The following is an 18,544-nucleotide window of genomic DNA, read 5'->3' as shown; positions in this document are numbered from 1 at the left end:
TTTGCGCCGCAGCCAGCTGTTAGAAACGGCCCGCGCGCTCCAGGGCTTGGCCGATGGCTTTCATGACCTCACCGTTCCGCCGCTCCGGTTTCATGACCGGGCGGACAACCCGCGCGATCGTGGCCTTGACAGCGGCCGTGGCGATCGGCTGGAGCGGGATGCTCTACGCCGCCAATCAGAGCGTGCAGGGCGCGCGCAAGGAGGAGGGCGGCTTCGACGGCGACGCGCCGACCGCGATCCTGATGGAGGCCAATAGCGGCAGCGTGCTGTTCGAGAAGAATGCCGACGAGCTGCGCGCGCCGTCCAGCATGATGAAGCTGATGACCGCGGAGGTGGTGTTCAACGCCGTCAAGGAAGGTACGATCAAGCTCAACGACGAATACCGGATCAGCGAGAATGCCTGGCGCCGGGGCGGCGCGCCGTCCGGCGGCTCGACGATGTTCGCGGCCCTCAACAGCAAGGTCTCGGTCAGCGACCTCCTGCATGGCGCGATCATCCAGAGCGGCAACGACGCGTGTATTGCGCTGGCCGAGGGCATGGCGGGCAACGAGAAGATCTTCGCCGCCGACTACATGACCAAGCGGGCGCGCGAGCTCGGTCTCACCAAATCGACCTTCGCCAATTCCAACGGGCTGCCGGATCCCGGCAACAAGATGACCGTCCGCGAGCTGGCGATGCTCGCCCGCCACATCATCCTCGACTTTCCCGAATTCTATAAGATCTTCGGCGAGAAGGAATTCACCTGGAACAAGATCCGGCAGCAGAATCGCAATCCGCTGCTGAATGCGATGGAAGGGGCCGACGGCCTGAAGACCGGCTTCACCAAGGAGGGCGGCTACGGCATGGTCGGCTCTGCCGTGCAGAACGGCACCCGGCTGATCGTCGTGGTCAATGGCCTCGAGGATCCCGAGGACCGCGCCACCGAGGCCAAGAAGATGCTGGAATGGGGGTTCCGCAATTTCGAGACCCGGACCCTGTTCGCCGCCGACCAGCCGATCGGCTATGCCAAGGTGTTTGGCGGTGAGAGCCGCTCGGTCAAGCTGTCGAGCCCGGTGCCCGTCAAGGTCATGGTGCAGAAGAATGGCGGCGACAAGCTGATCGCGCGCATCGTCTATAGCGGGCCGGTGCGCGCGCCGGTCGAGCCCGGACAGAAGGTCGGGGTTGTCAGGGTCTGGCGCGGCCCCAATATCGCCATGGAGGCGCCCGTCTATGCCGCGGAGGCGGTGGAGAGAGGATCGACGATGCGGCGCGCGATCGATGGGGCCAGCGAGCTCGTGATCGGCATGTTCCGCGCCGGGGCCGAGAAGCTTTAGAGAGATGGCGGATGTAGCTTTGAAACGTGGTCCTGGCCGCGGCCGATTCGTCACCTTCGAGGGCGGCGAGGGCGCCGGAAAGTCGACCCAGATCAAGATGTTGGCGGCCCGCTTGGAGAGCGAGGGGATGCGCGTCGTGCTGACCCGCGAGCCCGGCGGATCGCCCGGCGCCGAGATCATGCGACACCTCGTTTTGTCGGGCATGGGCAAGCTGCTGGGCGCGGAAGCGGAGACCCTGCTGTTCGCCGCCGCGCGCGACGACCACGTCCGCAACGTGATTCTCCCGGCGCTGAGCCAGGGCAGCTGGGTGCTGTGCGACCGCTTCTTCGACTCGACGAGGGCCTATCAGGGTAGCCTGGGCAAGGTCGCCCCCGACGTGCTCAATGCGATGCAGCGGGTTACGATCGGCGACCTCAAGCCGGACCTGACCCTCATCCTGGATGTGCCGGTCGAGGTCGGCCTGAAGCGGGCCGCGGCGCGGCGCGGCGCCGGAGCGCCGGACCGGTTCGAAGCCGAGGACATCAAGTTCCACAAAGGGCTGCGCGACGCCTTCCACAAGATCGCCGCCGACGATCCCAAGCGTTGCGTGCTGATCGATGCGACCGCCGGCCCGGACCCGGTGTCGCTGCTCGTCTGGGACGCGGTCCGCGAACGCCTGTTCACGGCCGTGGCGGCGGCGTCATGAGCGCGCGCAAGGTCGAAGCCGAGCTCGCGGTCCGCCATCCGCGCGAGACCACCGCACTGTTCGGCCACCGCGACGCCGAAGCCGCGCTGCTGGCGGCCTATCGCAGCGGCCGGATGGCACATGCCTGGCTGATCGGCGGCCCGCAGGGGATCGGCAAGGCGACCTTGGCCTACCGCATGGCGCGGTTCGTGCTGACGCATCGCGATCCCAGCTCGCCTGCGGTGCGCGCGGCCACTTCGCTGCATGTCGAACCGGATGACCATGTCGCCCGCCTGATCGCCTCGGAAGCCCATGGCGGGCTGCTCACCTTGGAGCGCTCGGCCAACGACAAGGGCGTGCTGCGGACCGTCATTACCGTCGACGAAACCCGCGAGACCATCTCGTTCTTCGGCTCGACCGCGGCGGTCGAGGGCTGGCGCGTGTGCATTGTCGACACCGTCGACGAGCTCAATCCGAATGCGGCGAATGCCTTGCTCAAGATCCTCGAGGAGCCGCCGCAGCAGTCCCTGTTCCTGCTGGTCAGCCACGCGCCGGCACGCGTACTCGCCACCATCAAGTCGCGCTGCCGGCGGCTTGCGCTGCGGGCGCTGTCGACCGACGATGTGATCAGCGCCGCCGCCGAGGCCACCGGCATGGCGGCTGGAGATCCCGCGCTCCGCGACGCCGCCCGGGCGTCCGAAGGCAGCGTCGCGCGCACCCTGATGCTGATGGGCGGCGACGGGCTGCAACTGCAAAGCCGGACGACGGCGCTGCTGGCGAGCTTGCCGCGAATAGACCCCGGCGAGCTGCATGCGCTCGGCGATGCGCTCGGCACCAGCGACCGTGTGGCGCTTGCAAGCTTCCTCGACAGCATCGAGCGCTGGGTCGCGGAGCGGCTCCGGACTTCAGATCCCAATGCGGAACTGCCGCGCCTTGCACGGCTGGCGGAGGTATGGGAAAAGATCGTCCGCGCCGCGCGCGACACCGAATCCTATAATCTGGAACGAAAACCGCTGGTTTTCTCGGTGTTCGGGATGCTCGCCGAAGCCACGCGGTAACCGCGCCGACCATCATCCCGGGATCGCCAGGATCAATCCGTCGACCGACGTCGTCAAAGAGGAATTTGCCGTGGCCAAGGCCAGCAAGACCACCGTGAAGAAGGGCAAGCCCGCGAGCGCCGCGAAGAACAAGGCTGCCGCCAAGTCGCCCGCAAAAGCCAAGTCGCCCGTGAAGGCCGGCGCCAAGACCAAGGCGAAGGACAAGGACGCCAAGGACAAGGCCACCAAAGCAAAGGCTGCCAAAGGCAAGGCGGCCAAGACGGCGCCGGCCAAGGCCAAGACCAAGGCCAAGAGCAAAGCCCCGAAGGCCAAGGCGACCAAAGTCGTCGCCAAGCCGGCCGCAACTGCAGCCAAGAAGCCGGCCGCAACGAGCAAAGCCGCGCCTGCGAAGAAGCCCGCGGCCAGCAGACAGCCGGCCGCGCCGAAGGCGGCTGCGCCGGCCGTTGCAGACGTGCCGAAGCCGCAGCGCGCCGCCAAGCCGAAAGCGCCGCGCAAGCCGAAGGTCGAAGCTGCCGAGACCGTTGAGATCGAGACCGTTGAGATTGAGGTTTTTGAGATCGAGGCCCCTGAGAGCGAGGCTGCCGAGGGCGAAATCGCTGAGACCAGCGCACCGGAGGAGGTGAGCGCCGCGGCGCCCGCCGCAGTCGCGCCCGCAGACAACAACACGTTCTACGTCACGACCGCGATCGCCTATCCGAACGGCAATCCGCATATCGGCCACGCCTATGAGGCGATCGCGACTGATGCGATCGCGCGCTTTGCGCGGCTCGATGGCAAGGACGTGTTCTTCCTGACCGGCACCGACGAGCACGGCCTGAAGATGGTGCAGACCGCGCAGAACGAGGGCCTGACGCCAGGTGAGCTCGCGACCCGCAATGCCGGCCGCTTCCGCGACATGGACGAGCGGCTGAATGTCTCGTTCGACCGCTTCATCCGCACCACCGAGCCGGCACACCACAAATCGGTGCAGGCGATCTGGAATCGCATGCTCGAGAACGGCGACATCTACGCCGACACCTATGCCGGCTGGTACTCGGTGCGCGACGAGGCCTATTACGCCGAGGACGAGACGGTCGTCGGCGAGGACAATGTCCGCCGCGGTCCGCAGGGCACGCCGGTCGAATGGGTCGAGGAGAAGAGCTACTTCTTCCGCCTGTCGGCCTATCAGGACAGGCTGCTGGCGCTGTATGAGAGCCAGCCGGACTTCATCGGTCCGGATGCGCGGCGCAACGAGATCATCAGCTTCGTCAAGGGCGGTCTGAAGGACCTGTCGATCTCGCGCACGACGTTCGACTGGGGCGTCCGCGTGCCCCATGACGACGAGCACGTGATGTATGTCTGGGTCGACGCGCTGACCAACTACATCACCGGCGTCGGCTTCCCCGACGAGAACGATGCGAACTGGAAATACTGGCCGGCCGACGTCCACGTCATCGGCAAGGACATCATCCGCTTTCACGCGGTGTACTGGCCGGCCTTCCTGATGTCGGCGGGCGTGCCCGTGCCGAAGCGGGTCTATGCCCACGGCTTCCTGTTCAACAGGGGCGAGAAGATGTCGAAATCGGTCGGCAATGTCGTCGATCCGTTCAATCTCGCCGACCAGTATGGCGTCGACCAGCTGCGCTATTTCTTCCTGCGCGAGGTGCCGTTCGGCCAGGACGGCAACTACAATCACGAGGCGATCGTCGCGCGCATCAATGCCGACCTTGCCAATGACCTCGGCAATCTCGCGCAGCGCTCGCTGTCGATGATCGCAAAGCAGCTCGGAGGCCAGCTGCCGGAGCCCGGTGAGTTCTCGGCCAACGACAGAGCGATCCTGGCGGAGGCCGATGCGATGATCGGCGCCGCGCGGAAAGCCATGGCGACGCAGCAGATCCACCAATGGCTCAACGCCGTCTGGTCGGTCGTGGCCGAGGCCAACCGCTATTTCGCCGGCGAGGCGCCGTGGGCGTTGGCCAAGACCGATCCGAAGCGCCAGCACACCGTGCTCTACGTCACCGCGGAGGTGATCCGGCAGGTCGCGATCCTGACCCAGCCGGTGATGCCGACCGCGTCCGCAAAGCTGCTCGACAGCCTCGGCATCCCCGAGGATGAGCGCAACTTCGCGCGGCTCGGCGGCGAGATCCGGATTGCCGCCGGCACGCAGTTGCCGGCACCACAGGCGGTGTTCCCGCGCTACATCGAGCCGACGGCGGCGTGATGCTGGTCGACTCTCACTGCCATCTGGATTTTCCGGATTTCGCTGAGGATCTGGATGGCATCGTCGCGCGCGCCGCCGCTGCCGGCGTCGGCCGCCTGGTGACGATCTCGACCCGGGTACGCCGGCTGCCCGAGTTGCTCGCGATCGCCGAGCGGTTCGAGAACGTGTTCTGCTCGGTCGGCACCCATCCGCACAATGCGGATGAGGAGGACGGCATCCCGGCCGCGGAGCTGATCGCGCTGACCCGGCATCCCAAGGTGGTCGCGCTCGGCGAGGCCGGGCTCGACAATTTCTACGACCACGGCTCCAGGGACGCCCAGGAACGCGGGTTCCGCGCGCATATCGCAGCCGCGCGCGAGACCGGCCTGCCGCTGGTGATCCACACCCGCGAGGCCGATGACCAATGCAGCCGCATCCTTGAGGAGGAAATGGCGCGCGGACCTTTCAAGGCCGTGCTGCATTGCTACACCGGCGGACGCGAGCTGGCGATGAAGGCGATCGATCTCGGACTGCACATCTCGTTCACGGGCATCGTGACGTTCAAGAAGTCGGAGGCTTTGCGCGCGCTCGCCGCCGAGGTGCCGGCCGACCGCATCATGGTCGAGACCGACGCGCCGTATCTGGCGCCGGGCAAGTTTCGCGGCAAGCGCAACGAGCCGGCCTATGTGGTGGAGACCGCGAAGGTGCTGGCGGAAACCCGCGGCGTCTCGCTCGATGAATTCTCGCGCCAGACCACCGAGACCTTCTTCAAGCTGTTCTCCAAGGTGCCGCCGCCAAAGGAGGCTGCATGACGCTGACGCTCACCATCCTCGGCTGCGGCTCCTCGGCCGGCGTACCGCGCCCGGCGCTGGGGTGGGGCGCCTGCGATCCCAACAATCCCAAGAATCGCCGCCGGCGCTGCTCGCTGCTGGCCGAGCGCCGCGCGGCGCATGGCGTGACGCGGGTGGTCATCGACACCTCGCCCGATCTGCGCGAGCAGCTGATCGACACCCAGGTCGATCACATCGATGCGGTATTTCTCACCCATGAGCATGCCGACCAGACCCATGGCATCGACGATCTGCGTTCTGTCGTCATGCACCAGCGGCGGCGCATTCCGGTCTATTTGAACCAGTCGACCGCCAAGGACATCATGCACCGGTTCTCCTACTGCTTTGTCTCGCCACCGGGCAGCGACTATCCGCCGATCCTGACCCAGCATGCGATCGAGGCCGGCGAGACCCAGGCGGTGGAAGGCAAGGGCGGCGAGTTGAAGCTGACGGCCTTCCTGGTCCAGCACGGCAACATCCCCGCGCTCGGCTACCGCATCGGCAATGCCGCCTACACGCCTGACCTCAACGACATTCCCGAGGAAAGCTGGGGCGCGCTGGAGGACCTCGATGTCTGGATCGTCGACGGGCTGCGCCCGGCGTCGCATCCGAGCCATTTCTCGGTCAACGACGCGCTCGCCTGGATCGAGCGTTTCAAGCCGAGGCGCGCCGTCATCACCAACATGACCGCCGATCTCGACTACGAGGTGCTGCGCCAGAGCCTGCCCGACGGCGTGGTGCCGGCGTATGACGGCATGCGGCTGGAAGTCGGATAGGGCATTCGTCCGTCGGTCGGCCAAGGCCGTCATTGCGAGGAGCCAAAGGCGACGAAGCAATCCAGAGTCGTCGGAATGACTCTGGATTGCTTCCACCTTCGCTCTACGAGCTACGGCGGACAAGTCGCCGCGCTCGCAATGACCATCATGCGCGGCCGGCTGCGATGGCCACCGCGTTTGAAGTTCAGCCGACGTCCAATAATACGGAGACGCTGCCATGCTGTCGCTGTTCTTCGAGGTCGAGGTCAAGCCGGGCCGGCTCGATCAGTATCTGCAGCTCGCCGCCGCGCTGCGGCCGGAGCTCGATGCGCTCGGCGGCTGCCTGTTCCTCGACCGTTTCCGGAGCCTATCGCGCGACAACCTGATCCTGTCCTATCAGATCTGGCAGGACGAGGGCGCCATGACCGCCTGGCGCGTCCACGCCCATCACCACGACATCCAGACGCTCGGCCGCGACAAGGTGTTCTCCGACTACCGCCTGCGCGTCGCCGAGATGGCCCACGAGGTAAAGCCAGGGCATGCGGCCTGGCAGCCGGAGCGGCGAGGCACCTACAATGATCCGAAGCGGCGTGCGCCGACCTATGTGCTGGCCGTCGAGACGGCGGCCCCGCAATTGAGCGGCGTGAAGGACCTGCCGGTCGCGAGCTTCTCCAGCGTCTACCGGGAAGGACGCTTCGCGCATCTCGTCGAATTGCCGGACGAGCCGACCGGCCTCGCGCTGAGCACGCAGCTGCTCGCCGAGCCCGACGTCGACAACATCCGCGTCGTCGAAGTCACCCGCGACTACGGCATGTACGACCGCCGCGAGGCGCCGCAATTTTATCCCGAGAAGAGCAGGGATATCTAATTTAGTCTCCGCCATTGCGAGCGCAGCGACTTGTCCGCCGTAGCTCGTAGAGCGACGGTGGAAGCAATCCAGGGGCTCAGCAAGGATTCTGGATTGCTTCGCTCCGCTCGCAATGACGGCTTGGCTGGTATCGCGCCCCGCTTAAGCCGAGATGGCCTTGGCCGAGTTCACTTCGTTGCGCAGCAGGAACTTCTGGATCTTGCCCGTCGACGTCTTCGGGATCGGGCCGAACACGACCACCTTCGGCGTCTTGAATCCGGACATGTGGCTGCGGCAATAGGCGATGATCTCGGCTTCGGTCGCTTGCGCGCCGTCCTTCAGCTCGATGAAGGCGCAGGGCACCTCGCCCCATTTCGGATCGGGTTTGGCGACGACGGCGGCGAACAGCACGGCGGGGTGCTTGTAGAGAATATCCTCGACCTCGACCGAGGAGATGTTCTCGCCGCCGGAGATGATGATGTCCTTGGAGCGGTCCTTGATGATGACGTAGCCGTGCGCGTCGAGCACGCCGAGATCGCCGGTGTGGAACCAGCCGCCGGCAAACGCGTCCTGCGTCGCCTTCTCATTCTTCAGATAGCCCTTCATGACGATGTTGCCGCGGAACATCACCTCGCCGATGGTCTCGCCGTCGCGCGGCACCTCCTGCATCGTCTCTGGATTGAGCACGGTGACGGCTTCCTGCAAGGGATAGGGCACGCCCTGGCGGCGCTTGAGCTGCGCGCGCTCGGCCGGCGGAAGATCATCCCAGCCAGGCTGCTCGGCGCAGACGGAGGCGGGGCCATAGACCTCGGTCAGGCCGTAGACATGGGTCAGCTTGATGCCGATGTCCTCGGCGCCTTCGAGCACCGCGACCGGCGGTGCGGCGCCGGCGATCAAGCCAATGACGGGGGTCTCGCGCTTGCCCTTGGGCGCATCGGGCGCGTTGATCAGCACGTTGTAGACGATCGGCGCGCCGCACATATGGGTCACGCCGTGGGTCTTGATCAGCTCGAAGATTTTCGTGGGGTCGACCTTGCGCAGGCAGACATTGATGCCGGCGGCGGCGGCCATGGTCCAGGGAAAGCACCAGCCGTTGCAGTGGAACATCGGCAGAGTCCAGAGATAGACCGGATGCTGACCGAGCCCTCCCGCAAGGATGTTGCTGACGGCGTTGAGATAGGCGCCGCGATGATGGGTGACGACGCCCTTGGGGTTGCCCGTGGTGCCGGACGTGTAGCTCATCGCGATCGCGTCCCACTCGTCAGCGGGACGGCGCGGCTCGAAGCCGGGATCGCCGGCGGCGACCGCGACCTCATATTCGATCTCGCCGATACGGCTGCCACCGGCATAGGAGGCATCGTCGACGTCGATGACGAACGGCTTGGGGCCGCTCATCAGCTTCAGCGCCTCGCTGATCACGCCGGAGAATTCCGGGTCGACCAGGATGATCTTGGCCTGGCCGTGATCGAGCTGGAACGCGATCGACGCCGCGTCGAGGCGGATGTTGAGCGTGTTGAGCACCGCGCCGGTCATCGGCACGGCAAAATGGGCCTCGTTCATCGCCGGGATGTTCGGCAGCATCGCCGCCACGGTGTCGCCCTCGCTGATGCCGCGGCCCGCGAGATAGGACGCGAAGCGCCGGCATCGCTCATAGGTCTGGCGCCAGGTGAAGCTGCGGCCCTCATAGACCGTGCTGACATGGTCCGGATAGACGGCCGCGCTGCGCGCCAGGAAGCTGAGCGGGGTCAGCGGCACGTAATTGGCCGCGTTCTTGTCGAGTCCGAGCTGATACTGGTTCGTGCTCATCGTCACCCTCCGTCATCGCCTGAAGAGTTTACAGGAACCCGATCGAAATCCACGGAAAAATCGCAACGATGATGAGGCCGATGAGAAGCGCCAGCAGGTAGCCCCAGATCGGGCGGATGCCCTCGGCGGGATCGACCCGGCCGATGGCGCAGGCGGCGTAATATCCGACCCCGAATGGCGGCGCGAACAGGCCGATTCCCATCGCCAGGATGATCACCATGGCATAATGCACCTCGTGTACGCCGACGGCCCGGGCGATCGGAAACAGCAGCGGCCCGAACAGCACGATCGCCGGAATGCCCTCCAGCACGCTGCCGAGGATGGTGAAGGCCACGATCGAGACCGCGATGAACGTCGCCGGGCCGCCCGGCAAGCCCGTCATGGCCGCTGCCAACGCGCGCGAGAAGCCGGACTGGGTCAGGCCCCAGGCCATGCCGGTCGCCGTGCCGATGATCAGCAGGATCGCGCCGGACAGCGCCGCCGTCTCGATCAGCATCGGCATCAGCCGACGCCAGTCGAAGCGGCGATAGACCAGGAGGCCGGCGAGCACGCCATAGACGATGCCGATGGTCGAGACTTCCGTCGCTGTGGCGATGCCCTCGACCACGGCGGCGCGGATCACGAAGGGCAGGGCCAGGGCAGGGAGCGAGATGATGAACGCCTTGCCGATCTCGGCGCCGGTCGCGCGGCGCACCCCGCTCATGTCCTCGTGGCGATAGCGCCACCACACCAGCGCGCACAGCGTGACGGCCAGAACCACGCCCGGCAGCAGGCCGCCGGTAAACAGCGCCGCGATCGACACGCCGGTGACCGAGCCGATCGTGATCAGCACCAGGCTCGGCGGAATCGTCTCGGTCTGCGCGCCGGTGGCCGCGAGCAGGGCGACGAGATCGCCGGGACGGGCGCCGCGCGCCTTCATCTCCGGAAACAGCACCGGCGCGACCGCCGCCATGTCGGCCGCCTTGGCGCCGGAAATCCCCGAGACGAGATACATCGCGCCGACCAGCACGTAGTGTAGCCCGCCGCGGACATGCCCCAGCAGGCTCGCCAGGAACGCGACCATCGCCCGCGCCATGCCGGTCATCTCGATCAACAGGCCCAGGAAGACGAACAGCGGCACCGACAGCAGGATGAGGTGACTCATGCCCTCGTCCATGCGCCCGACCAGCACCATCAGTGGCGTGCGCGTCGTCAGAGCCAGATAGCCGAAGATCGCGAGCCCGAAGGCAAAGGCGATCGGAACGCCGGCGAACACGCAGAAGCCGACCACGCCGACGAAGAAGATCACGAGATTGAGGTTGCCGAGCGGCTTCAGCACCGGCTGCGCCACCCAGAACAGCGCCACGATGGCCGCAATCGAAAACACCGCCAGCAGCATCGTGCTGGGACGCGCGGCGCGGGCGAGGCGGATCAGCGCGAACAGCGCCATCAACCCGACGCCGACCGGCAACGCCGCGGCGCGCCAGATGTTGGCGATCTGCAGCGCCGGCGTCGTGATGTAGCTTTCCTCGTAGGCATACTCCCATGACGGCCAGGCGATCATGACCAGGAAGGACAATGCGGCCGCCGTCGCGACGAGATCGAGAAAAGCGCGCAGGCCGGGACTCGCGCGCGCCACCAGTGCCGTCATGCGCATGTGCTCGCCGCGGCGGAACGCGACCGCCGCGCCGAGCATCGCGAGCCACAGGAACAGGATCGAGGCCAGTTCGTCCGACCAGATCAGCGGCTTGTGCAGCACATAGCGGGCAACGACGCCCGCGAACAGGATGACGATCTCGGCGACCACCAGCAGCGCGGCCGGAATCTCCACCAGGAGACCCAGCCCCGCCTCGAGCGTATCGAGAAAGGATCGGCGGCGAGGGGTCTCGATGACCACCTCGCTGATCGCAATTTCCGTGAACTCGGCATGCGCCATGACGTCACCCGAACGCGCCCTACGCAATCATTGTCCAGGTTACGACAGCTTGCCGACGGCCTTTTCGAGCAGCGCCCAGGCCTCGTCGCCATACTTGCCCTTCCACTCGGCGTAGAAGCCGGCGGTGCGCAGCTTGTCGCGGAATGGCGCCACGTTGGGCTGGTTGAAGGTCAGGCCCTTGGACGCGAGTTCCGCTTGCAGGCCGGCATTCAGCTTGGCGACGTCCTCGCGCTCCTTCACGGCGGCGGCGTTGATGTGTTTGGCGACGATCGCGCGCATGTCGGCCGGCACGGCCTCCCAGGCGCGACGGTTGGCCAGGAACCAGAAGCCGTCCCACATGTGGTTGGTCAGCGAGCAGTATTTCTGCACCTCGTAGAGCTTGGCGGTCGAGATGATCGCCAGCGGGTTTTCCTGGCCCTCGACGACCTTGGTCTGCAGCGCCGAATAGACCTCGCTGAAATTGATCGAGGCGGGCGCGGCCTCGAACGCCTTGAACATCGATGTCCACAGCGGCGAGACCGGCACGCGGATCTTGAAGCCCTTGAGATCGTCGGGACCATTGATCGGCTTGGTCGACGACGTCGTCTGGCGGAAGCCGTTGTCCCAGATCTTGTCCATGACCATCAGGCCGGCCTTGTTGATCTGGCCGCGCACATAGGCGCCGAGATCGCCGTCCATGGCCTTCCAGACCGTGTCGTAATCCGGGAAGGCGAAACCGATGCCGTTGATCGAAGCGGCCGGCACCAGCGTGGCCAGGATCAGCCCGGACAGCGTGAAGAACTCGACGCCGCCGGAGCGAATCTGGCTCAGCATGTCCGTGTCCGAGCCGAGCTGGTTGTTCGGGAAGATCTGCAGGTCGAACTTGCCGTTGGTCTCGGCCTTGATCGCTGCCGCCATTTCCTTGGCGCGGACGTTGAGCGGATGCGTGTCGGGCAGGTTGTTGGCGTATTTATAGGTGAACTCGGCGCTCTCAGCGCGCGCGACATGCGGGGCCGCAATCCCACCCAGGACGGCCGAAGCCGCTGACATCCTCAACAGCGCGCGTCGTGACAGGCTCATTCTCGTTTCTCCCTGAGAAGCTTCTTCTTGTTGCATCGGACGCCATGACAGCGCGGACGAATCCGGCGACGCTATCGACGTCATCTGCGCTTATTGCAGCGATGAGCCGCAGCAGCAATATCGGCGTTCGCTGCACGCGCTCCGGCACGGCCGTCCAGCGGGAGGGAGCAGCCGCATGGTCCGGGGCACAGGCCGCACCAACCTGAACCTGCCGCATATCCAATTCGCATAAGGTATATTATGGAATATTTATATGACCAGGAGAATCATGGGCTTGCGGCCAAATGTTCGGAATTCAATCCAGCCGTAAGCGTCCGGCCGCGAATCCAGCGCCATGCCGGCGGCGTCCCGGCCGCTGTGCCAAATCGCCTCTCGCTTGTCACCACCCAGTCTTGGTTTGGTCAAAGCCCTTGGGTCAAAGCGCTACCCGAGGTTTGGGCACGGGCGTATCGCGAATGGGACCGAGGACATGCCAGTTCAGTCGGCGCCGAAGGAAGTTGATCCGGGTGATGTCGCGCTGTCGCCCGATCATGAGATCTGCGAGGAGATCTATCAGCGCGTCCTGACCGAGGTGCGCGCCCGGATCGATCAGCGGATTGCCGATATCGAAGCCCAGGCGGTGTCGCTGCCCGTGGAAGCCGGCGATCCGGCCGAGGACGGCGAGCCCCGCGGCCTGCAACAGCCGCCCCGCCGACGGCCGTTGTTGCGAGCCGTCGTGACGCTGGTGGCGTCCGCCGGCCTGGTCGGGGCTGTCGTCACCTTGGCGCGAGACCATCGGGAGACCATCCATTCGGTCACCGAGCGGATCGATGCGGCTGTCCAGGCCGTGCGCGACAGCTTTCCCAAGGCGGCGTCAGGCGCCGGGCCGGAGGTCGCCACCAGCGCAACGACCGCCGCCGTCGTCGCGCAGCCGGCTGCGGTCGCGCTAGCACCATCGACAGCACCATCGACACCTGCCCCCGAGCCCCCGACGACGCGGTCGAGCGATCCATCCTCCGCGATGGCGGAGGCTCCTCCGGACCGAGACACGCCGCCTGCGCCGGAGCGCGATCTGGTGCCCCTGCTCGACAAGATCGCGCGTGACGTGACGGATCTGCAGACCGGGCTTCGCGAACTCAAGGCCAGCCAGGACCAGGCCAGCCGCGATCACAGCAAGGCGATCGAACAGCTGCAAGCCAGCCAGGATCAGCTCGCACGGGCGTTCCAGGCCGCGAAGAACGACGCCGTTGGTGCCGCGACCCCGGCACGCCTGCCACCGCGACCGCCTCCGCCGCGCTCGCCTCGATTTCCCTGAGGCCAGGGGCAGGGTGGCAGAGACTACCCTGCCCCCCTGGCCCGTCTCACTTGTCCTGCCTCACAGATAGGTCGCCGCGGCCTCGGCCTCGAACCGGTCTGGCGGCCCTTCCCAGACGATCTTGGCATGATCGAGCACGTAGACGCGGTCCGCGTGCGGCAGCGCGAAGGTGACGTTCTGCTCGCCGAGCAGCACCGTGATCTTGGTGGTCTCGCGCAGGCGATCGAGCGCCTTCGACAGCGTCTCCAGGATGACCGGCGCGAGGCCCAGCGTCGGCTCATCGAGGATCAACAGCTTCGGCTTCATCATCAGCGCCCGCGCGATCGCCAGCATCTGCTGCTCGCCGCCGGACAGCGTGCGCGCCAGTTGCGGCTGCCTGGTCCTGAGGATCGGAAACAGGCCGAACAGCCATTCGAGCCGCTCGGCGCGCTCGGCATCGGACAGCGCATTGCCGCCGAGCTCGAGATTTTCACGCACACTCATGTCGCCGAACAACTCGCGCGTCTCCGGGCATTGTACGATGCCCGCGCGCGCGATCGCCGCCGCCGTGCCGCCGGCGAGGCTGCGCCCTGCCCATTTCACGTCGCCTGAATAGGGCACGAGCCCGGAGATGGCGTTGAACAGCGTCGTCTTGCCGGCGCCGTTGAGGCCGACCACGGAGACGAACTCGCCCTCATGGACATGCAGCGAGACGTCCTGCAGCGCCTGCGCCTTGCCATAGAGCACGCCGACCTTGTCGACCTGCAGCGCCGGTGTCACGTCCTTGAAGCTCGCCTCGGGACGCGCGGTCGACACCAGGGCGCCGCCGAGATAGACGCGGCGCACCGTCTCGTCCTGCATCACCTCGCTCGCTTTGCCCTCGGCAATCCGTTCGCCGAGATACATTGCGAGCACGCGGTCGACCAGCGCCGACACGCTCTTGACGTTGTGGTCGACCAGCAGCACGGCGCGGCCGTCATCGCGGAATTCGCGGATCAGGTCGGAGAAGTCGGCGACTTCAGACGCCGTGAGGCCGGCGAAGGGCTCGTCGACCAGCACCAGTTTCGGGCTGCGCGCCACCGCCTTCGCAAGCTCGAGCCGGCGCAGATCGGCGAAGGCCAGCGTCGGCGGCCGCCGGTCGATCACGCCGCCGAGGCCTACGCGCTCGGCGATCGCCCGCGCTCTGGCGTCGACATCCTTGTCGGCGAACAGCCGCGTCAGCTTGTCCGGCAGCAGCGCGACCTTGATGTTCTCCAACACGGTCTGGCGCGCCAGCGGCCGCGAATGCTGAAACACGAGCCCGACGCCCATGCGTGCGATGCGGTGCGACGGCAGGCCGGCCAGCTCCACGCCGTCGAGCTTGACCGAGCCCGCGGTCGGCCGCTCCACGCCCATGACGCTTTTCATCGCCGTCGATTTGCCGGAGCCGTTCGGCCCGATCAGGCCGAGGATCTCGCCCGGCCGGATCGAGAAGCTCAGATTCTTCACGGCGACGAGGCCGCCGAAGCGCTTGGTGAGGCCGCTGACCTCCAGCATCGGCGCGCCGCTCATGGTCTCGCTCATGCTTTGGCCCCTCCCCTGATGATGCCGAGGAAACCGTCGGGGAAGAACAGGATGACCACGAGCGCGATCACCGACACGATCAGCGTGGCAAGCTCGCCGAGCGGCCGCAGCAGCTCGCCCATGCCGATCAGGAAGATGGCGCCGATCGCGGCGCCGATCACGGTGCGCCGGCCACCGAGCACCGCGGCGATGATGATCTGCACGCCGACGCCGACATCGACGAAGGTCGAGACCGAGGCGGTGCCCATGTAGAACACCATGAGCGCGCCGGCGAGGCCGGAGAAGAACGCGCTGACGACGAAGGCGGCGAGCTTGTGCTTCGTCACGTTGAAGCCGAGGGCGCCGGCCTGGATCTTGTCCTGCCCGCTCGCCTGCAGGATCAGGCCAATGGCGCTGCGCGACAGGCCGAACAGGATGGCTCCGCTCACCAGCATGAAGCCGAGCGCGATCCAGTAGTTGGTCTTGGCGTCGATCGAGATGACGTCAGGCACCGCGAGGCCGATCTCGCCGCCGGTCAGCCCTGCCGCGACGACGATGAAATTCTGCAGCATCAGCACCGCAACCAGGGTCGTCAGGCCGAAATACGGCCCGCTGACGCGGAGCGCTGGGAGCGCCAGCACGACACCGCCGACCACGGCCGCCAGCGCGCCGGCGGCGATGCACAGCCAGATCGACAGGCCCGGCGAGAAATGCGCGTCGAGAATGCCGGCCGTATAGGCGCCGACGCCGATCAGAAAGGTCGGCCCGAAATTGACCTCACCGGCAAAGCCGAACAGCAGGTCCCAGGACATCGCAAAGACGGCCGTGTAGTACGCGACCGTCAAGAGCCCCAGGACGTAGCCCGAGACGTAGGTCGGCAGCACCAAGGCGACGATCACGGTGAGAGCGCCGATCCAGAACAGCCGCGAGGTGACGAAGCTCGGCATGCTCACCTCCGCCCGAACAGCCCTTGCGGGCGCAGATACATGACGACCACGAGCAGCAGCAGCGCCGGGATCGTCCGGTAGGCCGGCGAGATCAGATAGGCCGTGCCGGTCTCGAGATAGCCCACCACATAGGCCGCGATCAGCGAGCCGGAGACGCTGCCGAGGCCGCCGAGCACGACGATCGAAAACGCGCTCGCCGTCAGCGGCCCGACGCTGTAGGAGCTGACGCCCAGGAACATCCCAAGCAGGATTCCCGCGACGCCGGCCAGCAGCCCGTAGATCGCCCAGACCGTGAGGTAGATCGACGACAATTCAATGCCGAGCAAGGTGACGCCACGTGGGTTCATCGAGGCGGCCATGACGGCCTTGCCGCGTCGCGTGCGGTTGACCAGGAACCACAACAGCCCGATCGCGACCCAGCAGATCACGGCGGTGAAGTACTCGTTCCGCGGCGTCCGCACCCCGAACACCGTGGTGACACCCTCGACGATCGGCAGCACGGTCTTGGCGTTGTTGGTGAACAGATAGGCGATCGCCTCCTGGATGATGATGCCCCAGAGCAGCGTCGCGGTCAGGATGAAGATCTCCTTCTCCGACTCGGCGATCGCCTTGGAGCGCTGGATCGGCCTGACGGCGATGAAGTAGGTGGCGAAGGCCAAGATGAAGCCGGCGAGGATGCCGATCAGCGCGCCGGTGTAGGGCCCGACGCCGAATTCGCTGGCGGCCGCCCAGGCTGCGACCGCGGCGCCCACCATGATGGCGCCGTGAGAGAGGTTGAGCACGCCCGAAACGCCGAAGATGAGCGTGAAGCCGGTCGCGCCGAGCGCATACAGCGCGCTGATGGCGAAGCCATCAATCAAGATCTGCCAGAACAGCATTGAAAACCCAAAACGTCGGACTGAGGCACCAGAAAAATGGGCCGCCCTTTCGAGCGGCCCCGCGATGCGTCAGTTGCTGGCCGCCTTGAGCTTGATGAAGGACGGCCAGGTGATCGTGCCGGCCGCGAGCTCCTTCGGCCAGACATTGACCTGCTTTCCGCTCTGCCATTGCAACATGAGACCGGTGATGTAGCCCTTGCCGGTGCGCAGCGCGTGCGGGTTTGGATCGCCCTTCGGCTTGAACGCGATGCGGCCGATCGTACCGACATAGTCGGTCGCCTCCATCGCCTCGACCATCTTGTCGGGATCGGTGCCGCCGGCCCGATGGATCGCGTCCGCAATCATGTAGACGTCATCATAGGACGTGTAGCCGGCATAGGACGGGAAGTTGCCGAACTTCTTCTGAAAGGCCTCGACGAAGGGCAGCGTCTTCGGCGTCACCGCAACGCCAGGGCCCGACACGGCATTGTAGAACACGCCTTCGACAGCGCCATTGGTGTCCTTCCAGAACGTCGAGTTGGTGGCCTGCGAGGAGATGCCGAACATCGGGATCGGCACTTGCTGGCTCTTCCATTGCACGGTCGGCTGGGTGCCGACATGGGAGATGCCGGTGATCATCACGTCCGGCTTCAGGCCCTCGATCTTGTTGAATATCGGCGTAAAGTCGGTGGTGTCGGGCGACATCCGGATGTGGTCGACGACCTTCAATCCGATCTCCGGCAGGCACTTCTCGTAGCCGGCATCGAGCGGCGTCGTCCATGCGGCGTCCTCGCTCATGATCACGGCTGTCTTCATCTTGTACGGCTCGACCAGCAGATCCTTGGCGGCGTCACAGACCAGTCCGGCCAGCGAGGTCGAGGTCAGATAGCCGTGGAAGGTGTATTTCAGCTGGTCGTAGTTCTTGGCGATGTTCTGGGTGATCACGTCGGACGCCGCACCCGGCGTGATCATCAGGGTCTTGAGGCGCCCTGCCCACGGCTCCAGCGCAAGCACGACTTCGGAGATGTAGCTGGCGATGACCGCATTGACCTTGTCTTCGCTCACCGCGCGCTGGAACGCACGCACCGATTCCGCCGAGGACGAATGATTGTCGTAGACGACGATCTCGATCTTGCGACCGTCGACACCGCCCTTGGCGTTGATCTCCTCAGCGGCGAGCTGCGCTGCAGGCGCGATCGACGAGCCGGCGACGGCTTGGGCCTCGGCGATGACCCCGATTTTGATCGGATCAGCAGCCCATGCGGCCGAAGACATGAGCGCAGTCGCGCAGCTCGCAAGCAAGAATGACTTGAGCGAAAACATGAGACCTCCCGATTCCTTATGCCTCTGACGGGCACCGGGACTTTGGTCTCCCACATGCCACGGAGCAAGGGCGCACTCCCACTCCTGCTCTGCGTTCAGTGCAATGTGATGGAGCGCCGCGCTCATGGCTGCATAAAGTCTCATGAGGCAGTGAGGTTCCTTGTTGCAACGCGTAA

The 18,544-nt window shown here is 65.9% G+C and carries 15 protein-coding genes; 8 read left to right on the top strand and 7 right to left on the bottom strand.

From position 1 onward, the window contains the following. Positions 1-53 precede the first annotated feature (53 nt). From HL671_RS12160 to HL671_RS12130, 7 genes are all read left to right on the top strand, one after another. Positions 54-1,313: a D-alanyl-D-alanine carboxypeptidase family protein gene (locus HL671_RS12160; RefSeq protein WP_172236519.1), complete on the top strand. Its 1,260-nt coding sequence runs from the start codon at positions 54-56 to the stop codon at positions 1,311-1,313. A 4-nt stretch (positions 1,314-1,317) separates the two neighbouring features. After that, positions 1,318-1,998, top strand: a complete 681-nt coding sequence (tmk, locus tag HL671_RS12155) for a dTMP kinase (RefSeq protein WP_172236518.1) — start codon at positions 1,318-1,320, stop codon at positions 1,996-1,998. Further along, positions 1,995-3,035: a DNA polymerase III subunit delta' gene (locus tag HL671_RS12150; protein WP_172236517.1), complete on the top strand. Its 1,041-nt coding sequence runs from the start codon at positions 1,995-1,997 to the stop codon at positions 3,033-3,035. The genes tmk and HL671_RS12150 overlap by 4 nt, the downstream gene beginning before the upstream one ends. A gap of 70 nt (positions 3,036-3,105) precedes the next feature. Continuing rightward, entirely contained in the window at positions 3,106-5,235 is a 2,130-nt protein-coding gene (gene metG / locus HL671_RS12145; protein WP_172236516.1) for a methionine--tRNA ligase, read from the top strand. Continuing rightward, entirely contained in the window at positions 5,235-6,026 is a 792-nt protein-coding gene (locus HL671_RS12140; protein ID WP_012044166.1) for a TatD family hydrolase, read from the top strand. Before metG ends, HL671_RS12140 begins: the two co-directional genes overlap by 1 nt. Beyond that, complete coding sequence (locus tag HL671_RS12135; protein WP_012044165.1) at positions 6,023-6,820, top strand: MBL fold metallo-hydrolase; 798 nt, start codon at positions 6,023-6,025, stop codon at positions 6,818-6,820. Before HL671_RS12140 ends, HL671_RS12135 begins: the two co-directional genes overlap by 4 nt. 217 nt (positions 6,821-7,037) lie before the next feature. Further along, positions 7,038-7,667, top strand: a complete 630-nt coding sequence (locus tag HL671_RS12130; RefSeq protein WP_012044164.1) for an antibiotic biosynthesis monooxygenase family protein — start codon at positions 7,038-7,040, stop codon at positions 7,665-7,667. A gap of 141 nt (positions 7,668-7,808) precedes the next feature. Here the strand turns inward: HL671_RS12130 and HL671_RS12125 are convergent, their stop codons facing one another. The 3 genes from HL671_RS12125 to HL671_RS12115 are packed head-to-tail and all read right to left on the bottom strand — an operon-like array spanning position 7,809 to position 12,426. After that, a complete protein-coding gene (locus HL671_RS12125) occupies positions 7,809-9,452 on the bottom strand; it encodes an acyl-CoA synthetase (RefSeq protein ID WP_172236515.1) in 1,644 nt (547 codons plus the stop codon). Positions 9,453-9,480: 28 nt separating this feature from the next. Further along, a complete protein-coding gene (locus HL671_RS12120; protein WP_172236539.1) occupies positions 9,481-11,367 on the bottom strand; it encodes a TRAP transporter large permease in 1,887 nt (628 codons plus the stop codon). Positions 11,368-11,406: 39 nt separating this feature from the next. Beyond that, positions 11,407-12,426, bottom strand: coding sequence for a TRAP transporter substrate-binding protein (locus HL671_RS12115; RefSeq protein WP_172236514.1), 1,020 nt, complete (start codon positions 12,424-12,426; stop codon positions 11,407-11,409). A gap of 469 nt (positions 12,427-12,895) precedes the next feature. Here HL671_RS12115 and HL671_RS12110 point away from each other — a divergent pair, with 469 nt between their 5' ends. Next, positions 12,896-13,720, top strand: coding sequence for a hypothetical protein (locus HL671_RS12110; protein WP_172236513.1), 825 nt, complete (start codon positions 12,896-12,898; stop codon positions 13,718-13,720). Between the two features lie 60 nt (positions 13,721-13,780). On the opposite strand, the gene HL671_RS12105 is transcribed toward HL671_RS12110, so the two are convergent. The 4 genes from HL671_RS12105 to HL671_RS12090 all read right to left on the bottom strand — a co-directional run bounded on the left by HL671_RS12105 (position 13,781) and on the right by HL671_RS12090 (position 18,422). Next, positions 13,781-15,250, bottom strand: a complete 1,470-nt coding sequence (locus HL671_RS12105; protein WP_172236538.1) for an ATP-binding cassette domain-containing protein — start codon at positions 15,248-15,250, stop codon at positions 13,781-13,783. A gap of 8 nt (positions 15,251-15,258) precedes the next feature. After that, positions 15,259-16,188, bottom strand: coding sequence for a branched-chain amino acid ABC transporter permease (locus tag HL671_RS12100; RefSeq protein ID WP_172236512.1), 930 nt, complete (start codon positions 16,186-16,188; stop codon positions 15,259-15,261). A 2-nt stretch (positions 16,189-16,190) separates the two neighbouring features. Continuing rightward, positions 16,191-17,066: a branched-chain amino acid ABC transporter permease gene (locus tag HL671_RS12095; RefSeq protein WP_172236511.1), complete on the bottom strand. Its 876-nt coding sequence runs from the start codon at positions 17,064-17,066 to the stop codon at positions 16,191-16,193. Between the two features lie 69 nt (positions 17,067-17,135). Then, entirely contained in the window at positions 17,136-18,422 is a 1,287-nt protein-coding gene (locus tag HL671_RS12090) for an ABC transporter substrate-binding protein (RefSeq protein ID WP_172236537.1), read from the bottom strand. Between the last annotated feature and the right edge of the window lie 122 nt (positions 18,423-18,544).

This window comes from Bradyrhizobium denitrificans (assembly GCF_013179005.1).
GTDB lineage: Bacteria > Pseudomonadota > Alphaproteobacteria > Rhizobiales > Xanthobacteraceae > Bradyrhizobium > Bradyrhizobium denitrificans.
Note: the sequence above shows the minus strand (reverse complement) of the source record. Positions and strands in the feature narration are given on the sequence as shown.